12 protein-coding genes are annotated in these 16,751 nt (G+C 61.1%); 4 read left to right on the top strand and 8 right to left on the bottom strand.

What is annotated here, in order from left to right:
• Window positions 1-147 precede the first annotated feature (147 nt).
• From MY55_RS05740 to MY55_RS05735, 3 genes are read left to right on the top strand one after another with little or no spacing between them, the layout of a single operon-like run.
• Complete coding sequence (locus tag MY55_RS05740) at window positions 148-1,848, top strand: VPA1262 family N-terminal domain-containing protein (RefSeq protein ID WP_065202084.1); 1,701 nt, start codon at window positions 148-150, stop codon at window positions 1,846-1,848.
• Window positions 1,849-1,907: 59 nt separating this feature from the next.
• Complete coding sequence (locus MY55_RS22555; RefSeq protein ID WP_081284632.1) at window positions 1,908-2,549, top strand: hypothetical protein; 642 nt, start codon at window positions 1,908-1,910, stop codon at window positions 2,547-2,549.
• A gap of 2 nt (window positions 2,550-2,551) precedes the next feature.
• Window positions 2,552-4,459, top strand: a complete 1,908-nt coding sequence (locus tag MY55_RS05735; RefSeq protein ID WP_065202083.1) for a hypothetical protein — start codon at window positions 2,552-2,554, stop codon at window positions 4,457-4,459.
• A 515-nt stretch (window positions 4,460-4,974) separates the two neighbouring features.
• On the opposite strand, the gene MY55_RS05730 is transcribed toward MY55_RS05735, so the two are convergent.
• The 6 genes from MY55_RS05730 to MY55_RS05705 all read right to left on the bottom strand — a co-directional run bounded on the left by MY55_RS05730 (window position 4,975) and on the right by MY55_RS05705 (window position 11,755).
• Window positions 4,975-5,451, bottom strand: coding sequence for an FKBP-type peptidyl-prolyl cis-trans isomerase (locus MY55_RS05730; protein WP_043577574.1), 477 nt, complete (start codon window positions 5,449-5,451; stop codon window positions 4,975-4,977).
• Window positions 5,452-5,615: 164 nt separating this feature from the next.
• Window positions 5,616-6,764 (bottom strand): branched-chain amino acid ABC transporter substrate-binding protein, encoded by a 1,149-nt coding sequence (locus MY55_RS05725; RefSeq protein WP_047236449.1) that lies wholly within the window; start codon window positions 6,762-6,764, stop codon window positions 5,616-5,618.
• Window positions 6,765-6,864: 100 nt separating this feature from the next.
• Entirely contained in the window at window positions 6,865-8,124 is a 1,260-nt protein-coding gene (locus MY55_RS05720) for an NAD(P)/FAD-dependent oxidoreductase (RefSeq protein ID WP_043577576.1), read from the bottom strand.
• A 3-nt stretch (window positions 8,125-8,127) separates the two neighbouring features.
• A complete protein-coding gene (locus MY55_RS05715) occupies window positions 8,128-9,702 on the bottom strand; it encodes an aldehyde dehydrogenase (NADP(+)) (protein WP_244270655.1) in 1,575 nt (524 codons plus the stop codon).
• Between the two features lie 123 nt (window positions 9,703-9,825).
• Window positions 9,826-10,773, bottom strand: a complete 948-nt coding sequence (locus tag MY55_RS05710; protein ID WP_065202081.1) for a dihydrodipicolinate synthase family protein — start codon at window positions 10,771-10,773, stop codon at window positions 9,826-9,828.
• A 55-nt stretch (window positions 10,774-10,828) separates the two neighbouring features.
• Entirely contained in the window at window positions 10,829-11,755 is a 927-nt protein-coding gene (locus tag MY55_RS05705; protein WP_065202097.1) for a 4-hydroxyproline epimerase, read from the bottom strand.
• Between the two features lie 299 nt (window positions 11,756-12,054).
• On the opposite strand from MY55_RS05705, the gene MY55_RS05700 reads away from it, so the two are divergent.
• The gene (locus MY55_RS05700) at window positions 12,055-12,843 is read left to right on the top strand and encodes an AraC family transcriptional regulator (protein ID WP_230623406.1); all 789 of its coding nucleotides are present in this window, start codon (window positions 12,055-12,057) and stop codon (window positions 12,841-12,843) included.
• A 95-nt stretch (window positions 12,844-12,938) separates the two neighbouring features.
• On the opposite strand, the gene MY55_RS05695 is transcribed toward MY55_RS05700, so the two are convergent.
• Both MY55_RS05695 and MY55_RS05690 read right to left on the bottom strand, forming a co-directional pair.
• On the bottom strand, window positions 12,939-16,172 hold the full coding sequence (locus MY55_RS05695; RefSeq protein WP_065202080.1) for a transglycosylase domain-containing protein: 3,234 nt from the start codon (window positions 16,170-16,172) through the stop codon (window positions 12,939-12,941).
• A gap of 247 nt (window positions 16,173-16,419) precedes the next feature.
• On the bottom strand, window positions 16,420-16,746 hold the full coding sequence (locus tag MY55_RS05690; protein WP_047243592.1) for a hypothetical protein: 327 nt from the start codon (window positions 16,744-16,746) through the stop codon (window positions 16,420-16,422).
• Window positions 16,747-16,751 lie beyond the last annotated feature (5 nt).

Below are 16,751 nucleotides of genomic sequence, written 5' to 3'. Positions count from 1 at the left end.
CGGTTAGTCGGGTGGAGGTCAAGGTAATTGGACAAAAAAGCTACGTGCTACTCAATGCTGGGGGACGTCGCCAGCTAAGTAAAACTTATTAGCGATAGTTTACAGAAATATCTTAAGCCAGCATTTTCGACTGATAGCGAGCACTACATGGAAAGTAACGAAAGCAGTAACCCCTACAGTAAATTGACTGACGGCTTCGAACATGCGGTCGTGCATGTCGCTGTGGTTGTACCACCACGATCTACATCTGAGCGACCTCCTCTACGTTTGCTGTTCGCATCGGTATGGTTGCTGGCATCAGGTAGGCAAGCCCCTTTGAGACCTGCCAAGCCTTACTTAAAAAAATTCAAGGAAGAAGGCGCTATTGCGGTCGACCGTATCGTCATGACCGCAGAAGAAGCCATCCGGTGGTACCGAACCGCATCTGATGAACTTGGTACACCCATTCCCCTTCGTGATGCCAGGAAGGACTCTGATGGAGTGCCCCTCTCCGCTGGCAGGCTAAGTGACTTTCCAACATGGCCTGTATTGGGCGTGCCCTTGGAAAGTGACGACATCACGCTTAAATCTGAACGTCCTTCAATCCCCTTCCGTAACCTTGGTATCATCAGGTACTCACGTCGAATTTCAGACAGTCAAGAATGGCCGAGTTTCCTTGACCAAGACGGACAAAGCAAAAATTGCCAAGAAGCCTTCAAATTCCTAGAGCACCACATGCATGTCGATTTTAGGGAGTACCCTGAATATCTAGGTGGGATGGCGCTCGCTGTGCCTGACTGCGATGTTCATTCAGTCCGGCAATTCGTTGATCCTAAAGAAGACGGTTCCGAATCGTTGTATATCCATTTGAAGCCCCACCCAGGCAGGAAACTTGAAGGTTTGAGCCTGACCTCAATGGAAGGGCAAGAAGGGATACTCACCTCCTTTGATACAGTTCCGGTACCGGAAGATGGTTTGGTTGTGATTGAAAGACCGTCATCTATCCATGGCTCCGGTCTTATCCTGACACACACAGAACGCGGAGTCTTATTGCAAACTCCCATGCGACAGTTCATTCGACAAATGAAAACGAGTATTGAAGTGGTCGAGCAACGCATTAAAGTTTCGGTTCCCGAGACGGATAAAAAGAAGAGCGCAGTAAATGAGTACGTCACCGATAAAAAAACCTTAGCGTCCTCACAAACATTGGGGAAAGCACCGAATACAACAAATGCTTTCCAGCGTTTGCTAGACGCAAAAAATGAGCGACTCCTTAATCACAGTGCCACAGTATATGAGCAAACGTGGTTTACGGCTAACCAACGCAAGGAAGCGCTCGAACACATCAGGAAAAAGTTCAAGCACGCTCACTCAAGCATCTTCATCGCTGATCCATACTTCAGCGCAAACCAGATTCCCCAATATCTATTTGCTATTGAACGAGACGAGATCAAGATACAAATCCTAACTTCAAGCAGTGCTTTCAAACAGATCAACGAAGCGACAACGGGTACCGAAATTGATAGAGAGGCGACACAGGACACACACCAAAAATTGCTAGAAAATCTAGCTATCTTCCAAAATAGTCACAAGAACAATATTGAAATAAAAGTCGCGAATACAGAAAACAGTCTGTTTCATGATCGATTCATCGCGATCGATAGTCGTGTATGGATGATCGGAAGTTCTCTAAACTCTATCGGTATACGGCCAACGCTTATCATGCGTATACCCCATGGCGAGAAAATCCTCGACCATCTTCTGCGCCTCTACAACAACGCTCTTCCTCTTGAGGATTTCAAAGTCCCGCGGAAGGCACTTGAGAAGCCATGCGTTCACTGTGGGCGTGACGTGAAGGACGCGAAATAAGTGCATGAGGTGCAGCGGAACTGAAGCGCAGACGATGCAAGGAACGCAGGATGTGAATAATGGCTAAGCTAACTTTACGAAATAGTGTCAATACGACCCCACTGGTGGTAGAGAAGAAATTCTCTCCACAATTACTCATACCTTGCGAGGCAAATCAGAGTGGCGAAAGCCACCATCATTTCCCAGAGTATGATGCCATTATGGCTCGGTATGGAGTTGATGACGTACGTATAGCAAGAGAATTTGAGAAAGCTATCAGCACCGCGCAACGGGTGTGGATAATTGATAAGCATCTATTTTCTGAAGACGGCAAAAATCCTAGCCACGGTCGAAGAATAAAGAAAGTTGTGCATTGGTTCCTCACAAACCATATTCAAACTATAAGAATTTTGACAGGCCATCATGATGACCATGCGGAAATCGAGAAAGAATTTAAGGAATTAGAAGACTTCGTAACAAATGATCGCGCAAAGGTCGACGCCCCCTTAAAAGTGGAAATCTCATTTGCCCTCAAAGACTTCGATTATATTCACGATCGCTTTGCAATCATTGATGAAGAGCTATGGCATTTTGGCGCTACTGTAGGTGGCTTCCACCGAGATGTAAACGCAGCGAGTAGAGGCTGGAGTGCCAATGCCCATAAAGCTGTCCAGTTTTTTGATACAGCTTGGAAGATGGCCAACGCCAACAGGAAAAAATAGTCATGAACAAAGAATGGCAATTGCCACCTGCTTATGAGTCTGAAATGCAGAATTCATACACAATCGCCGAGTCGTTAATTGGAAACTTCGCAGAAGGTAGATTTTCACCTCCCGATTTATTGATCACGTCTGTAACAGAATACTTCTGCATCCAGGATGATGCCGAGAATGCTCTTAAGAGGTTTACCACTCACTTGAACGGTTCTCACGAGGACTTCGATGCGTCGGACGATCCGAGAATTCAGGCGATTTTGGTGATCGGAATTGTAGCAGCCTGGGCCTCTTCAGAAACTGAAAACCGGTACACAGCTTTCAGGGCTCTCGCCAAAAACTCATGGTGGGTCGAGCATTTGTGGACGGAAGTGGCACTGGTCGTAGCTCTGAAAAATGATGCTTTCAAAGAGGCACTCTTAAATTTAGCCGAACAACATTTCGCCGATGCTGAAAAAAAGCTACTTCAGAAATATGGGGTTGATCCATCCCATCCAATCACCCTCGATGAAATTTGGTACGGACATGCCAGGGAAAGTCGGACCGATGACTCCAGTTGGCCATGGGTTAAATTACTAGCAAAGCTTGATCTCAACACATTGTTTAAATGGATGAACTCCACACAAAGCCTAGTCTTGATCAATCGAGTACTCGACAGCCCTGAGTTTTACCGTAACTACGATTTATGGGAACAGTTCACATACAGGTCTCCAACAAGTTTCCAAAGCGATGGCTCGTGGGATGGTGCCCTATTGCTACCTAGCTTGCTCAGGCACGGAAGCATGCAACTCATTCACATTGCTGATGGGCATGGACATCCTCACTCTGTGTTAGAGCCGCACGTCGAATCTCTGCTCGCTTCTTTCGTTGATACTATCGCCAAAAGATCCGATGTCGAGGGCCTGTTTAAGCGTTGGGGCACATGGCTCACTTGCCAGTACCTTAACTTCCCTGATAACAACTCGGGTCAAAAACGATCTCTGAGTAGCCAAGATATATTATGGGCATTAGCCGATAAACTCCCACATCCTTGCTCCCCAACCATTTCCGAGCAATTGAATTTTTCTTGGGAGCCATGGGTTTATCAATCCATGCTAGCACTTCTACATTCGAATCAGCCCGACAGGTTCCCGGCACCGGACGTCAGAGATTTCATCAACGAATGGAGCTTGACACCTACCGAGTGGAACTCCTCCAAAGGTCAGTCGATTAGAAGCCATGTTAGTGAATATCACGCTACTCAGCCCAACAACTATGCTTGCCGGGTGCTCGGGTATTCCGTCGCATTGAACGATAACTTCACCAGTCACTGGCTGAATATGTGGAACTCTAGCGTTGCGCTGAGGGAAATTCTCGAATTCCGTCCCATTTATAAAATTTCCGCAGAATGGCAACCCTCAGATGCTTCAAGACTGATGCGCACATTGGTTGACGTAGGCCTAGGGATTCTGGACTGTACTGCTAACTCACAGGAAACTCACAATCCCGAAATACTTAACCAATCCGCCGCGCTATTTCAAGCGCTGTGGGAAGCTACCACTGAGATGTTAAGTATTGACTTCTATGGTAACGACTTCTGGCCAATCATGCAGCAACACCTAGTCATTCGTCGGCTACAGTGGACAGTAAAAGCAAAAAACGCGAATGATGACCATTACAGTATATGGCTGGATAAGACCGCCTACCCGACGTCACGGGAGATATTGGCCTTAGTCGCCAGCAATCCCTGTTCATTCATAAGCCTGCTGCCCCTGCTTGTGCAAAACCAGATCCCTAAGGAATACTTGAAGGACTTGCTCAACCAGGCCGAAATTGACTTAACTTCACTCGCATCGAGTGCAGCCAGATACGAGAGTGGACCTAAGATGAAATTCAAGATACATCCAGGTCACGTCAGCTTGATTGAAGAGTTAGCTTAGGTCGGCATAGGAGAATAGCCGCCCGATTTTCTGACCGCATCCAACAGACTTCTTTTCACTCTAAGCGGCCCCAGATGTAAGGCAGGAATGCCTACAGGAGCCGGGTCAGTCCAGTGAGGTTTGTCTCGAAGAACTGTGCAATCTAGCGGTTTATGTGCTGACTCAACATGGAGCCACCAGCTTAAGCGAGCTTGCTCGAGTCATATGCCGACTTTTGCACATCTCTAGAACAACAAGTGAATCTGAAACGCGAATTAAAAAGTGCCTAGCAATTTATCGCCTTGGAAGAAAAATAGAAATAGATGGCGATACGGTGATACTCCGTAACTGATTTAAGGCCACAACTTCTATTCACCAAAGCCGACTAGCTAACAAACTACCAATCCCAGCATGACCAACAGCTTGACGCCGCCCATCGCAACCGGCCCCACCCACACCAAACCCCAAGCACCGCTCAGCCAAAACAAAACCCTCCCGATTCGGGAGGGTTTTGTTTGTGCGGGGAGAGGCCGGGATCAGTGCTGATGCCCGTGCTCGCCGTGCACATGCTGGTGAGCGATTTCTTCGGCCGTCGCCTCGCGCACATCCACCACTTTGAGGGCGAAGCGCAGGTTTTTGCCGCACAGCGGGTGGTTGCCGTCCAACAAGACGGTCGGGCCTTTGATCTTGGTGACGAAGTAGTAGCGCGGCTGGCCGTCCGGGCCGGGGCGCTGGATCTGGCCGCCCACCTTGATGCCGGGCGGGAAGTCCGCCTTGGCCATGGTGGTGGCCAGCGCTTCGTCGCGCTCGCCGAAGGCGTCTTCGGCGGCGAGATCCACCGTGATCTGGAAGCCCGGTTCCTGGCCCTCCAGCGCGGCTTCCAGCTTGGGGAACAGGTTGTCGTAGTCGCCGTGCAGGTAGGCGATCGGGTGCTTGCCGTCGTCGTAGACCAGGCCCTGGCTGTCGGTGACTTTCATGCGCAGGGTAACGGCGGTGTTGGCAGTGATTTTCATGGCGGGCAATGGCAAATAAAACGAAGCCGGAAGGGTGGCAGTTCAGCGCCGGAGTGTCAACAGACCCGCCGGCAAACACCGAAAAAGAAGCCGGCTCCGCATGAAGCGAGCCGGCTCAGGGGCGGAGGAGTCGCCGGGGTAGATTCGTTTTTTGTCTGCCGCGCTCAGCGGACCACCGTCTCCACCGCCCAGGCGTTGTTTTTCACCGTGGACAGCGTGACCGGCGCTTTCAACAGATTGCCATTGGGCGCGAAGGCGAAGTCGGCGGTGACGCCGCTGTAGCGGATGGCGGCCAGCTTGGGCAGGTATTTGGCCGGCTCCACCGAGCCCGCCTGCTTCATGGCCGCGGCCACCAGCATCACGCCGTCGTAGAACTGCGGCCCCAGCAGCACCACGTCCTGATGGAAGCGTGCCTTGTAGCGACGCTCAAACGCCTTGCCCGCCGGGCGGGCGCTGAGCACGCCGCCGGCCACCGCCGAGTAATGGCCGGCCGCGTCCGCGCCGGCCAGCTGGATGAAGGTGGGGGTGTTGAGCATGTCCCCGCCCATCAGCTTGGCCTTGAGGCCCAGCCGTTTCATCTGCTTGACCATCGGCGCGGCCTGGGCGTCGGCGCCGCCGTAAAACACCACGTCCGGATTGACGGCCTTCAGCGAGGTGAGGATGGCGGTGAAGTCGGTGGCTTTGTCGGTGGTGAATTCGCGGCGCGTCACCTTGCCGCCGTTGGCCGCCACCGCCTTGACGAATTCGTCGGCGATGCCCTGGCCGTAGGCGGTGCGGTCGTCGATGGCGACGATGGTCTTGACCTTCATCGTCTTGACGGCGAACTGCCCCAGCGCGCCGCCTATCTGGCTGTCGCTGCCCACCAGGCGGAAGGTGGTTTTGTAGCCTTGCTGGGTATAAGCCGGGTTGGTGGCCACCGACAATTGCGGGATACCGGCTTCTGAGTAAATGCGCGAGGCTGGGATGGACACGCCGGAGTTGAAATGGCCGATGACGGCCTTCACCCCGGCATCCACCAGCCGCTGCGCCGCCTGGGTGCCGATGCGCGGGTCGGCCTGGTCGTCCTCGGACACCAGTTCGAACTGAATCTTCTGCCCGCCCACCACCAGGCCCTTGGCGTTGACATCGTCCACCGCCATTTTGGCGGCGTTTTCATTGTCCTTGCCATAGTGGGCCTGCGGGCCGGACAGCGGCGAGGCGAAGCCTATCTTGACCACGGTATCGGCATGGGCCGCCGCCATGGCGAACGGCGCCATCATGCCGCCCAGCGCCACCACCCAATTCACGTCCGCAAACAGTTTGTTCCAAGCCATGAGATGTCTCCTTTATTGCTGCATGGATCAGGGCAAGCCACCCGGCCCGCCCTGCTACCGCTCCCCCGCCGCGGCCGGTCTCTGCCAGCCTGGGACGGGGTCAAAAACGAGATAGCCGATACGGCTGCATGTCCAGCGCCGGAGTCCGCCCCTGCAACATGTCGCGCAGCAGCGCGCCGGTGGTGGCCGCCAGGGTCAGGCCCAGATGGCCGTGGCCGGTGGCGAACCACAGCCCCGGCTGCGGCGCCGGGCCGATGATGGGCAGGGTGTCCGGCAGCGACGGGCGGTTGCCCATCCACACCGTCATGTCTTCGGTGGAGAAATCGCCGACGATGCGCCTGGCCTTGTCCAGCAGGATGCGGGCGCGGCGCCAGTCCGGCGGGGCGTCGCGGTGCGCCAGCTCCACCGTGCCGGCCAGGCGCAAGCCGCCGTTGGCCATCGGCAGGATGACGAAGCTCTCGCTGGCGCACTGGATGAAGTGGCGCAGCGCCACCCCGGCCTTGGGCAGGTTGACGTGATAGCCGCGCTCGCTTTCCAGCGGCACGCGGTATTGATGTTGTTTGACGAAGCGGTCGCTCCACACGCCGCAGGCGATCACCACCGCGTCGGCGCGCAGGCGGCCGTTGCCCGCCGTTTCCACGCCGGCCACGCGGCCGGCTTCCGTCGCTGTGGCCAGCGCCTCGTCCCGCACAAAGCGGCCGCCCTCGCGGAGGAAGGCGTCGAACAGGCCGCGGCTGAAGACATAGGGGTCGTCCACATGGGACCACGCCGGCACCTTGACCGCGTAGCGCCATTCCTCGCCCACAACGCCCTCTTCTTCCTCCAGCGCCTCGCGGTCCAGCACCTGCCATCGCACGCCATGGCGGCGCTTGGCATCCCAGGCCGGCGCGGCGGCGTCGAACTCCTCCCGGCTGCGATACAGCGTCAGGTTGCCGTGCCGCCGCCACAGATGGCCGAGGCCGGCCCGCGCTATCAACGCGGCGTAGTCGTCATTGACCCGCCCCAGCAGCGCGGCCAGCGCCTGGGTCAGTTCGGCCACGCGGCGCGGCCGGCTGGCGGCCAGAAAGCGCAGCAGCCAGGGGGCCAGCGTGGGCAGGTAGCGCCAACGCAGGGCCAGCGGCCCCAGCGGATCCAACATCCAGCCGGGCACCTTGCGCAGCACGCCGGGCTCGGCCAGCGGGATCACGTCGCTGACGGCGAAGGCGCCGGCGTTGCCGTAGCTGGTTTCCATCGCCGGCTCGCCGCGGTCCAGCAGCGTCACCTCGAAACCGGCCAGGCGCAGCTGCAAAGCCGTAGCAATGCCAACTATGCCAGCGCCCACCACGATGACGGCCGCGCCGGGCGCAAGAGCGGGCGCCATCGCTCAGCCCTCCCGCCCGCCATCCAGCAGGCGGCGCAGCGCCAGCGGGTTGGCCTGTTTCAAGGCCTGCGGCAGCAGCGCGTCCGGCAAGTCCTGGTAGCAGACCGGCCGCAGGAAGCGCTGGATGGCGGCCGTGCCCACCGAGGTGGCCCGCGCGTCCGAGGTGGCCGGGTACGGCCCGCCATGCACCATGGCGTCGCACACTTCCACGCCGGTGGGCCAGCCGTTCGCCAGAATGCGGCCGGCCTTGCGCTCCAGCGTGGGCAGCAGCGCGTGGGCCAGGTCCAGATCGCCCTCGTCCAGCTGCAGCGTGGCGGTGAGCTGGCCTTCCAGCTGCTCGGCAAGTTGGCGAAACTCCCGCGCGTCATGGCATTGCACGATCAAGGCGGCGGCGCCGAACACCTCGGCCCGCAATGCAGGATTGGCCAGATACGCCTGCGCATCAGTCAGCCACAGCTGGGCCTGGCACTGGTTGGGCCCAGTGGCCGGCAAGCCGGCGGCCGCCAGCCGGGCATGGCCGGACAGCGCGTCCACACCGGCCTGGTAAGCGCGGAAGATGCCGGGCGTCAGCATGGTCTGCGCCGGACTCTGCCGCAGCAGGGCGGACGCGGCGGCGATGAAGCCGTCCAGCGCCGGGCCTTGCTCGGCGATGATCAAGCCGGGATTGGTGCAGAACTGCCCCGCGCCCAGCGTCAGCGAGGCGACGAAGCCCTGCGCCAGCGCCTCGCCGCGCGCCCGCAGCGCCGCCGGTAGCAGAAACACCGGATTGGTGGAGCTCATTTCCGCATACACCGGAATCGGCTCCGGCCGGCTTTGCGCCAGCCGGCACAAGGCCAGGCCGCCGCCGCGCGAGCCGGTGAAACCCACCGCCTTGACGCGCGGATCGGCCACCAGCGCCTGCCCCGCTTCGCGGCCTGCGCCGAACAGCAGCGCGAACACCCCGGCCGGCAGCCCGCATTTCTCCGCAGCCCGCGCGATGGCCCGCCCCGCCAGTTCGCTGACGCCGGGATGGGCGCTATGCGCCTTGACGATGACCGGGCAGCCGGCCGCCAGCGCGGAAGCGGTGTCGCCGCCGGCCACCGAGAAGGCCAAGGGAAAATTGCTGGCGCCGAACACCGCCACCGGCCCCAAAGCCACCTGGCGCTGACGCAGATCAGCGCGCGGCAGCGGCTGGCGCTGCGGCATGGCCGGGTCTACCCGCGCGTCCAGCCACTCGCCGGCCCGCAGCGTGCAGGCGAACAGCCGCAGCTGGCCGCAAGTGCGGCCGCGCTCGCCCTGCAGCCGGGCGCGCGGCAGGCCGGTTTCGGCCATCGCGCGTTCTATCAGCGCATCGCCCAGCGCTTCCATTTCGTCGGCGATGGTTTCGAGAAAACGCGCCCGCGTTTCCGGCGCGGTGTCGCGGTAGGCGTCAAACGCCTCCCAGGCCAATGCGCAGGCCTGCTCCACCTGTTCGCGGTCTGCACCGGGGTAGCCCGGCTCCAGAGCTTGATCGGTGGATGGGTCTATCGCCCGGATCGTCTCGCGGCGGCCGGCGACCGCCCGCCCACCGATGAGCATCATGCCTGTCAGATTCATCATGTTTCCTGCGTGAAGGCCGCGAACAAAACCCCTGATCCTGCGTTGGCTCAGGTGCTTTGCGAGGATTTGTTGATGGCCACAAGTAAACAGCCGCGCCGCCAAGGGCGCGGCGGGGATTGAATATCAGGCGACGTTCTGCTCGGCCGACCAGTTGCGGTACCACTCGCGGAACAGCGCGTACTGGGTTTCGGCATAGCGGCGCTGAGCGGCGCTCAGCGCGTCGCTCTCGTTGAAATGCAGCGCGTATTCCTTGTCGCCGTTCAGTACCATCAGGTGCTTGTAATACAGCACCAGGTCGCAGCCCTCGTCGAAGGAGGACAGCACGGCCAGCGCCGATTCCAGCTCGCCGGCGCGGCGGCGGGCGACGGCATCGCCTCTGGCCGCCGCCCGGCTCAATGCCACCAGGTGCAGCACCTCGCGCGGCAACGCGTTGCCGATGCCGGTGATCGCGCCGGTGGCGTTGCAATTGACGAAGCCGTGCACCACCTGGGTGTCCACCCCCACCATCAGCGTGACTTCGTCATCCTGGGAGGTGATGTGCTCGGCGGCGTAGCGCATGTCGGCGGCGCCGCCGAACTCCTTGAAGCCGATCAGATTGGGATAGGCGCGGCGCAGCTCGAAGAACAGGTCGGCGCGGGTGGCGAAGCCATAATAGGGGCTGTTGTAGATCACCGCCGGCAGCTTGGGCGCGGCGGCCAGAATGGCCGAGAAATGCGCCTTTTGCGCGGCCGGCGACGCGCCGCGCGACAGCACGCGCGGGATCACCATCAAGCCATGCGCCCCCACCTGGGCGGCGTGGGCGGCATGGAAAACCGCCTCGCGGGTGTTGACGGCGCCGGTGCCGACTATGGTCGGCACGCCGGCGGCCACCAGCCGCGCCACGCCCTCCTGGCGCTGAGCTTCGCTCAGCAGCGGCCAATCGCCCATCGAGCCGCAGTACACCACCGCGCTCATGCCCAGAGACACCAGCTCCTTGCCCTTGGCCACCAGCGCGTCGAAATCCGGCTGGCGATCAGCGGTGCACGGGGTCATCAGCGCCGGAATGCAACCGGTGAAAATGTTATCGCTCATTGTCTTGCTCCTTGCGGCATTCATTCAGGTGGTAGAGGTAATGAGAGGCGTGGGCTCAGATGCCCCACGCGAAGGGGTCTTCTTCGTCTATCAGCAATGTCGCGCGCGCCGTGACGTGGGCGCGGCCGGTGATGTAGGGGCGGATGAAATCGCTTTCGCGCTGGTAACGGCCGATGAAGCGGCTGCCGGTGATGCCGGCCTGCACCCACTCTTCGCCTTCGGCCAGCTTGCCGTCGGCGGCCAGGCAGGCCAGCTTGGCACTGGTGCCGGTGCCGCAGGGGGAACGGTCGTAGGCCTTGCCCGGGCACATGACGAAGTTGCGGCTGTCGGCGTGCTCGTCGTCGGCGAACAGCTCCACATGATCGATGCGCGCGCCGTCGGCGCCGGTGACGCCCTGCTCCTCCAGCGCCTGCATCGTGGCGCAGCTGAACGCGCTCAGCGCCTCGACATTGTCCAGCCGCATGCTCAGGCCATGCTCGGCCACCAGGAAAAACCAGTTGCCGCCCCAGGCGATGTCTCCGATCACCGTGCCATGGCCGGGCACCTGCACCGACGCCCGCCGGCGGTAACGGTAAGCCGGCACATTGCGCAGCGTCACCGCGCCGTTCTCATGCAAGACGGCGTCCACCGGCCCCACCGGGGTGTCGATCTGGTGGGTGCCGGGCGCGATGCGCCCCAGGTAATGCAAGGAGGCGATCAGACCTATGGTGCCGTGGCCGCACATGCCCAGGTAGCCGGCGTTGTTGAAGAAGATCACGCCGCATGTGGCGCCGGGCGAAACCGGCTCGCAGTACAACGCGCCCACTAGCACGTCGCTGCCGCGCGGCTCCAGCAGGCAGGCGCGGCGCCATGGGTCGTGCCGCTCGCGCAATTCATCGCGCTGGTCCGCCATGGTGGCCCCCGCCAGCGCGGGAAACCCGCTCAGCACCAGCCGGGTGGGTTCGCCCCCAGTGTGGGAATCTATGACTTCAATCTGCTTGATTCGCTTGTCCATTCTCCAGCTCCATTCAGTCCGGCCGCCCCGCCATCGTCTCGCAGGCCTTTGATTCCATTGAATCTCTGCGCCTAGCCGGCATTCGCTTCCACCCTGCTAGCATGGCCGCGTTGTCGCCGACAATCTTGATGGCTATCATCAGCAGCAATGACGAAATCGGCATAGTTCGCGTTTCAGCGAACCTGCAGAATGGGATAGGCTTGATGCTTGACCGGGCGGCAGAGCATTCGGGATGGCGAGGTGGCGATGGATGCCAACGGCTAAGCTCGCCTAGAAAGGTGGGGGGAGTGACGAACGAAACCGTGGAAAAAATCGCCCGCTGGCGAGACGAAATCCGCCCGGCGACGATGGACGACTTGCTGGCGGGCATCGCCCCGCTGATGCCGGTGCTGGACCTGATCCCCAACGCGGCCATCTTCATCAAGGACAGGCAGGCGCGTTATCTCTGCGCCAACCAAACGCTGGCGCAGCGCTGCGGCTTGAAGGATTTGCCGCCGCTGCTGGGAAAAACCAGCGCCGAAGTGTTTCCCATCCAGCTGGGGCAGGTCTACACGGCGCAGGATATCAAGGTGCTGCAGGACGGCCAGGTGCTGGAAAGCCAGCTGGAACTGCATCTGTTCAAAAGCCGGGAGCCAGGCTGGTGTCTGACCTACAAGTGGCCCTTGTACAACCGGCAGGAAGAAATCATCGGGCTGATCGGCATCTCGCTGGATTTGCAGTCGGCCAGCAAGACGCACCCGGCTTATACGCGCCTGGCGGCGGTGGACGAATTCATCCGCCGCCATTTCAGCCAGCCGATTTCAATGGCGGAGCTCACCGCCATCGCCGGCTTGTCCATCGCCCAGCTGGAGCGCTACTGCAAGAAAGTGTTCCACCTGTCGCCGCGGCAAATGATACTCAAAGCCAGGCTGGAACATGCGCACCGGCTGCTGCATGAGGACATGGCCATCACCGAAGTGGCCCTGAGCTGCGGCTATACCGACCACAGCGCCTTCAGCCGCCAGTTCAAAGCCTTGACTGGTCTGACGCCGCGCCAGTATCGGCAAGAGCTGGGCCATGGCAGCGGAGCGGAATAAGCCAGCGCGGCGGCGGAAAGCGCCCTTCGCCCGCGCCACGAACACCAAGCCCCGCGCCGGCCATGCCGCGCGGGGCTTTGCCACCCTCTTCCGCCCTAACCTTCCCGGCCGTCCGCCCGCCAGTCCGCCTCGCGCCGCCGTTGCGGCAGCGCATCCATCTGCGGCTGCTTCAGCAACTGGCACATGCCGCCCAGGCTGGGCACCAGGCATAACGGAGTGCCCGGCGGCAAGCCCAAGTCCGGGGTGCCTTCCGCCACGCTGTCGGCGCCCTGGCTGGTGCCGCGCGGCGTCAGATCCAGCCGCGGCGCCAGCGTGGGCGCCAGCACCTTCAGCACCTGCACCGGCAAGGCGCTGGTGAATTTGTAGTCGGCCGCCTTGGGGCCGGCCACATAGGCGATGATGGTGCCGAAGTAGTGGTCGCCGATGTAGAACACGAAGGCGCCGGAACGGCTGACCACCCGCGCGGAGGTGAGGCCGCCGCCGCGGGAGAAGGTCTTGAAACGGTTGTCGCCGGTGCCGGTCTTGCCGCCTATCAGCACGTGCTCGCCCTTGCGGTCGAACGCGCCGGCGGCGCGGTGGGCGGTGCCCTTGTCCACCACCTCGGACAGCACCTGGCGCACCAGTTGCGGGATTTCCGGCGGCAGCACCCGCACACCGCGCGCCGGCGCCTGCGCAAGCGTGGTGTCGTACGGCGTGGCGGAAGCGAAATGCAGTTTGTCGATGTAAACAGTCGGCAGCCGCACTCCGTCGTTGGAAATGATGCCCATCAGCTCGGCCAGCGCCGCCGGCCGGTCGGCCGACGCGCCCAGCGCGGTGGCGTAGGACGGCACCAAGGAATCGAACGGATAACCCATGCGCTTCCAGGCCGCGTGGATCTGGCGGAAAGCGTCGATCTCCTGGATCTGGCGGATGCGGTTGTCCTGGCCGCCCTTGTGCTTGCTGTTGAACAGCCATTGGTAGACTTCCTGGCGCTGCGCTGCGCTGGCCTGCACCATGTCCGACCACCCCGCTTTGGGATGGGCATGCAGATAAGCCACCATCCACAATTCCAGCGGATGGACGCCGGCCAGATAACCGCGGTCGGCCAGGTTGAAGCGATCCGGCCCCAGTTCGTCGTACAGCTTGGCCAGGTTTTTGGGGTCCATCTTGGACGGCGGCGTCTGGTAGCGGGCGATGAAGGCCGCCATTGCAGCCTGGCCCTCGGTTGGATGCACGCTGCGGAAGATCACCGCCAGCCGCTTGGCGCTGCGGCGCGCCTTTTCAACCAGGGCGGCGTCGATCTCGCTGGCGCTCTTGCCGTGGTATTTGCGGTAGAAGCCGGCCATGAAGGTTTTCCCCTCGCGGTCGGCGAAGCGCTGCAGATAGGCGAGCCGGCGCGGGTCGTCTTTGTCGCCCATCACCTCGCGGTCATAGCCAGCCGGGTACATGTAGTAGTGGGCGACGTCGCGCATCAGCCGGATGTACACCAGGTTGACCGAGTGCTGGGTCGCTTCCCGCAGCGTCAGGATGCGGCTGTTGTCGCTCTTCTCGAAGTTTTCGAAGGTATGGCGGCCGCCGCCGGTGAAGAAGCTTTCGCCCGGGTTGGCGCTGTACTTGCGCTCCATCGACGCCGCCAGCATCGCCGACAGGCTGCGGTCGTCGTTTTGCTTCAGGTAGTCTATCGCCCAGCGCCGCAGCACCGACTCATGCTCGGTCGGCCGGATGGCGGCCAGCTCCGCCTTGTCCAGGCCCGCGTACTGCCGGTGCAGATCGGCGATGACTTCCAGATAGGTGACCAGGGTGCGCAGCTTGGCGGTGGAGCCCAGATCCAGCTTGGTGCCTTCGTTGATGTCGAAGGGCTGGTCGAAATTGTCGGCCTGCACCCTGACCTGGTTGCCGACCGGCGTGCGCTCAATCAGCGTGAAGCTGTAGGTGACGCCGCCGGGCGAGCCTTGCTGCAGCAGGAATTTGTCGCCCAGCCCCACCGATTTGGCGTAATCCGGGTCGCGCAGCTTCAGCAGCTTGTCGGTCACCTCCTGCTGCAATTGCGAATCCAGCGTGCTGTTGACCGTCAGGTCCAGGTGGTCCAGATCGTACATGCGCGGCATGCCCAGCATGCCGGCCAGCTTCACCCGCACCGCGTTGGCGCCCTTGCGCTCCACCAGCGACTTGCTGACGAAGCTGGCCTTTTCCCGCTGCTGCCGCAGCGACACCCGCAAGGCGGCGTCGCGCAGTTCCGGCGTGATCACCTTGTCGCGCGCCATCAGCCGCAGGTAGGAGTCCGTCAGCGCCTCCAGCACCTTCATGTCGCCGTTGAGGAAGTAGGACGGGCTGCGCTGCGAGATCATCAGGCTGAACGCCTCCTTGAACACGGTGGCCTGCTCGCCCACCGACAGCGGCGCGTCGCTGGCCAGCGTGCGGTTCACCTCGTCGAACGAGCGGCCGTACCAGGCCCACATGCCGTCGCCGATGCCGGAGATTTCGCCGAAGCCGGCGCGCGCTGCCAGCGGCACCGTGTTCAGGTACTCCACCACCAGCTGGCGGCGCACGGCGCTGGTATCCTCGCCGCCATGATAGGCCCGCACCGAGGCGGACAGCATCTGGCGCAGCTTCTCTTTGGGGGTGCCGGTGCGGCCGCCGGGCGAGTGGCGGAATTTCTCGATCTGGGTGGCCAGGGTGCTGGCGCCGGCCGAATGGTAGCCGGGCCGCAGCAGGTGCAGGCCCTCGTCCGCCAGCGCCTTGCCGAAGCGCGACCACTCCACCGCCGGGTTCTGCTGCGGATTGCTGTCGTCCAGCAACGAATGGTTTTCGATGTACAGCAGCCCGGAAACCAAGAGGCGCGGCAGCGCATCGAAATCGCGGTACACCCGCTGCGGATAGAGCGACTGGTAGATAGCGCGGCCATAGCCGTCGTAAACCAGCAAGCCGGACTGGTCCTTTTCCCGATACGGCGGGAACAGCCCCAGCGGCAGCAAGGGCCCGGTCACGCCGCTGTCCACCAGCCGTATCATGTCCGGCGACTGGCGAGCCTGGCCGATAATGGCGAAGCCGCGGTTTTGCAAGCGATCCAGGTAGCGCGGCAGGTCGGAATAGCCCATGCGCAGGTCGTAAGGGCCGCCGCGCTCGGGAAAGCGCATGTCCTTGCTGCGGCCAGGTTCGACCTGGAAGGTGGCATGGCGGGCGGCGCGGCTGAAAAACATCGCCTGGAACCGCGAGGTATGAACCTCGTTGAGGAACAGCGACACCGCCAGGCCGCACAATGCGATGAACAGCCCGAACAGCGCCCACCATGCAGAAGAAGACGGCTTGCCTTTTCCCAATCCGAGTTTGGCTTCCGAAGTATCTATCATGATCAGTCGGCCCTTGGGCCGCCCCCTTGCTGCATGATCTGGAGAAGATGCTGGCTATACCGGTTACCACTGCTCGGCCGTCAGATTTTCCACCGGCTTTCCCTCAATATCGGACAGCCGCCGCGCTTTAGTAAAGGAAGGAAAAGCTTGTTAAAGAACTTGCGCGCGGCAAGGGGCGCCGGCGCCGGTGGCAGACGGACCACATAAGCGCCGCGCGCGCGCTTTTCTCGGACGGCGAGGCCCTTTCTCAGGCCAACAATGGCGCCGCCAGGCCCGACGCCTTGCCCGCCAGCTGTATCGCCTTGGCCACAAACGCGATGGAATTGCTGGTCTGCTGCAATTGCTGCGCCGCGCTGTCCGCCGCTTGCGTCGCGTCCTGCAGCGCGGCCACCGCGTCGGCGTACTGTGCGGCGGCGGCGTCCAGATCGCGGGAGATGGCGGCCATAGACTGGCCCGCCAGCGTCGCCTGCAGATCGCCGCATTGCCGGCTGATGTCGCCGGTGGTGGCGATCATCAGGTTGTTGAACCGGGAAGCCAGCCCGGTGAGCCGCTCGGCCAGATCATGATTATTCATCGCTC

Source organism: Chromobacterium subtsugae, assembly GCF_001676875.1.
Lineage (GTDB): Bacteria > Pseudomonadota > Gammaproteobacteria > Burkholderiales > Chromobacteriaceae > Chromobacterium > Chromobacterium subtsugae.
This window is presented reverse-complemented; position numbering and strand designations above follow the sequence as displayed.

Excerpts from the sequence above, each read along its gene's own strand:
- MY55_RS05740 (WP_065202084.1), top strand. The coding sequence starts at position 148 with ATGGAAAGTAACGAAAGCAGTAACCCCTACAGTAAATTGACTGACGGC.
- MY55_RS22555 (WP_081284632.1), top strand. The coding sequence starts at position 1,908 with ATGGCTAAGCTAACTTTACGAAATAGTGTCAATACGACCCCACTGGTG.
- MY55_RS05735 (WP_065202083.1), top strand. The coding sequence starts at position 2,552 with ATGAACAAAGAATGGCAATTGCCACCTGCTTATGAGTCTGAAATGCAG.
- MY55_RS05730 (WP_043577574.1), bottom strand. The coding sequence starts at position 5,451 with ATGAAAATCACTGCCAACACCGCCGTTACCCTGCGCATGAAAGTCACC.
- MY55_RS05725 (WP_047236449.1), bottom strand. The coding sequence starts at position 6,764 with ATGGCTTGGAACAAACTGTTTGCGGACGTGAATTGGGTGGTGGCGCTG.
- MY55_RS05720 (WP_043577576.1), bottom strand. The coding sequence starts at position 8,124 with ATGGCGCCCGCTCTTGCGCCCGGCGCGGCCGTCATCGTGGTGGGCGCT.
- MY55_RS05715 (WP_244270655.1), bottom strand. The coding sequence starts at position 9,702 with ATGATGAATCTGACAGGCATGATGCTCATCGGTGGGCGGGCGGTCGCC.
- MY55_RS05710 (WP_065202081.1), bottom strand. The coding sequence starts at position 10,773 with ATGAGCGATAACATTTTCACCGGTTGCATTCCGGCGCTGATGACCCCG.
- MY55_RS05695 (WP_065202080.1), bottom strand. The coding sequence starts at position 16,172 with ATGATAGATACTTCGGAAGCCAAACTCGGATTGGGAAAAGGCAAGCCG.
- MY55_RS05690 (WP_047243592.1), bottom strand. The coding sequence starts at position 16,746 with ATGAATAATCATGATCTGGCCGAGCGGCTCACCGGGCTGGCTTCCCGG.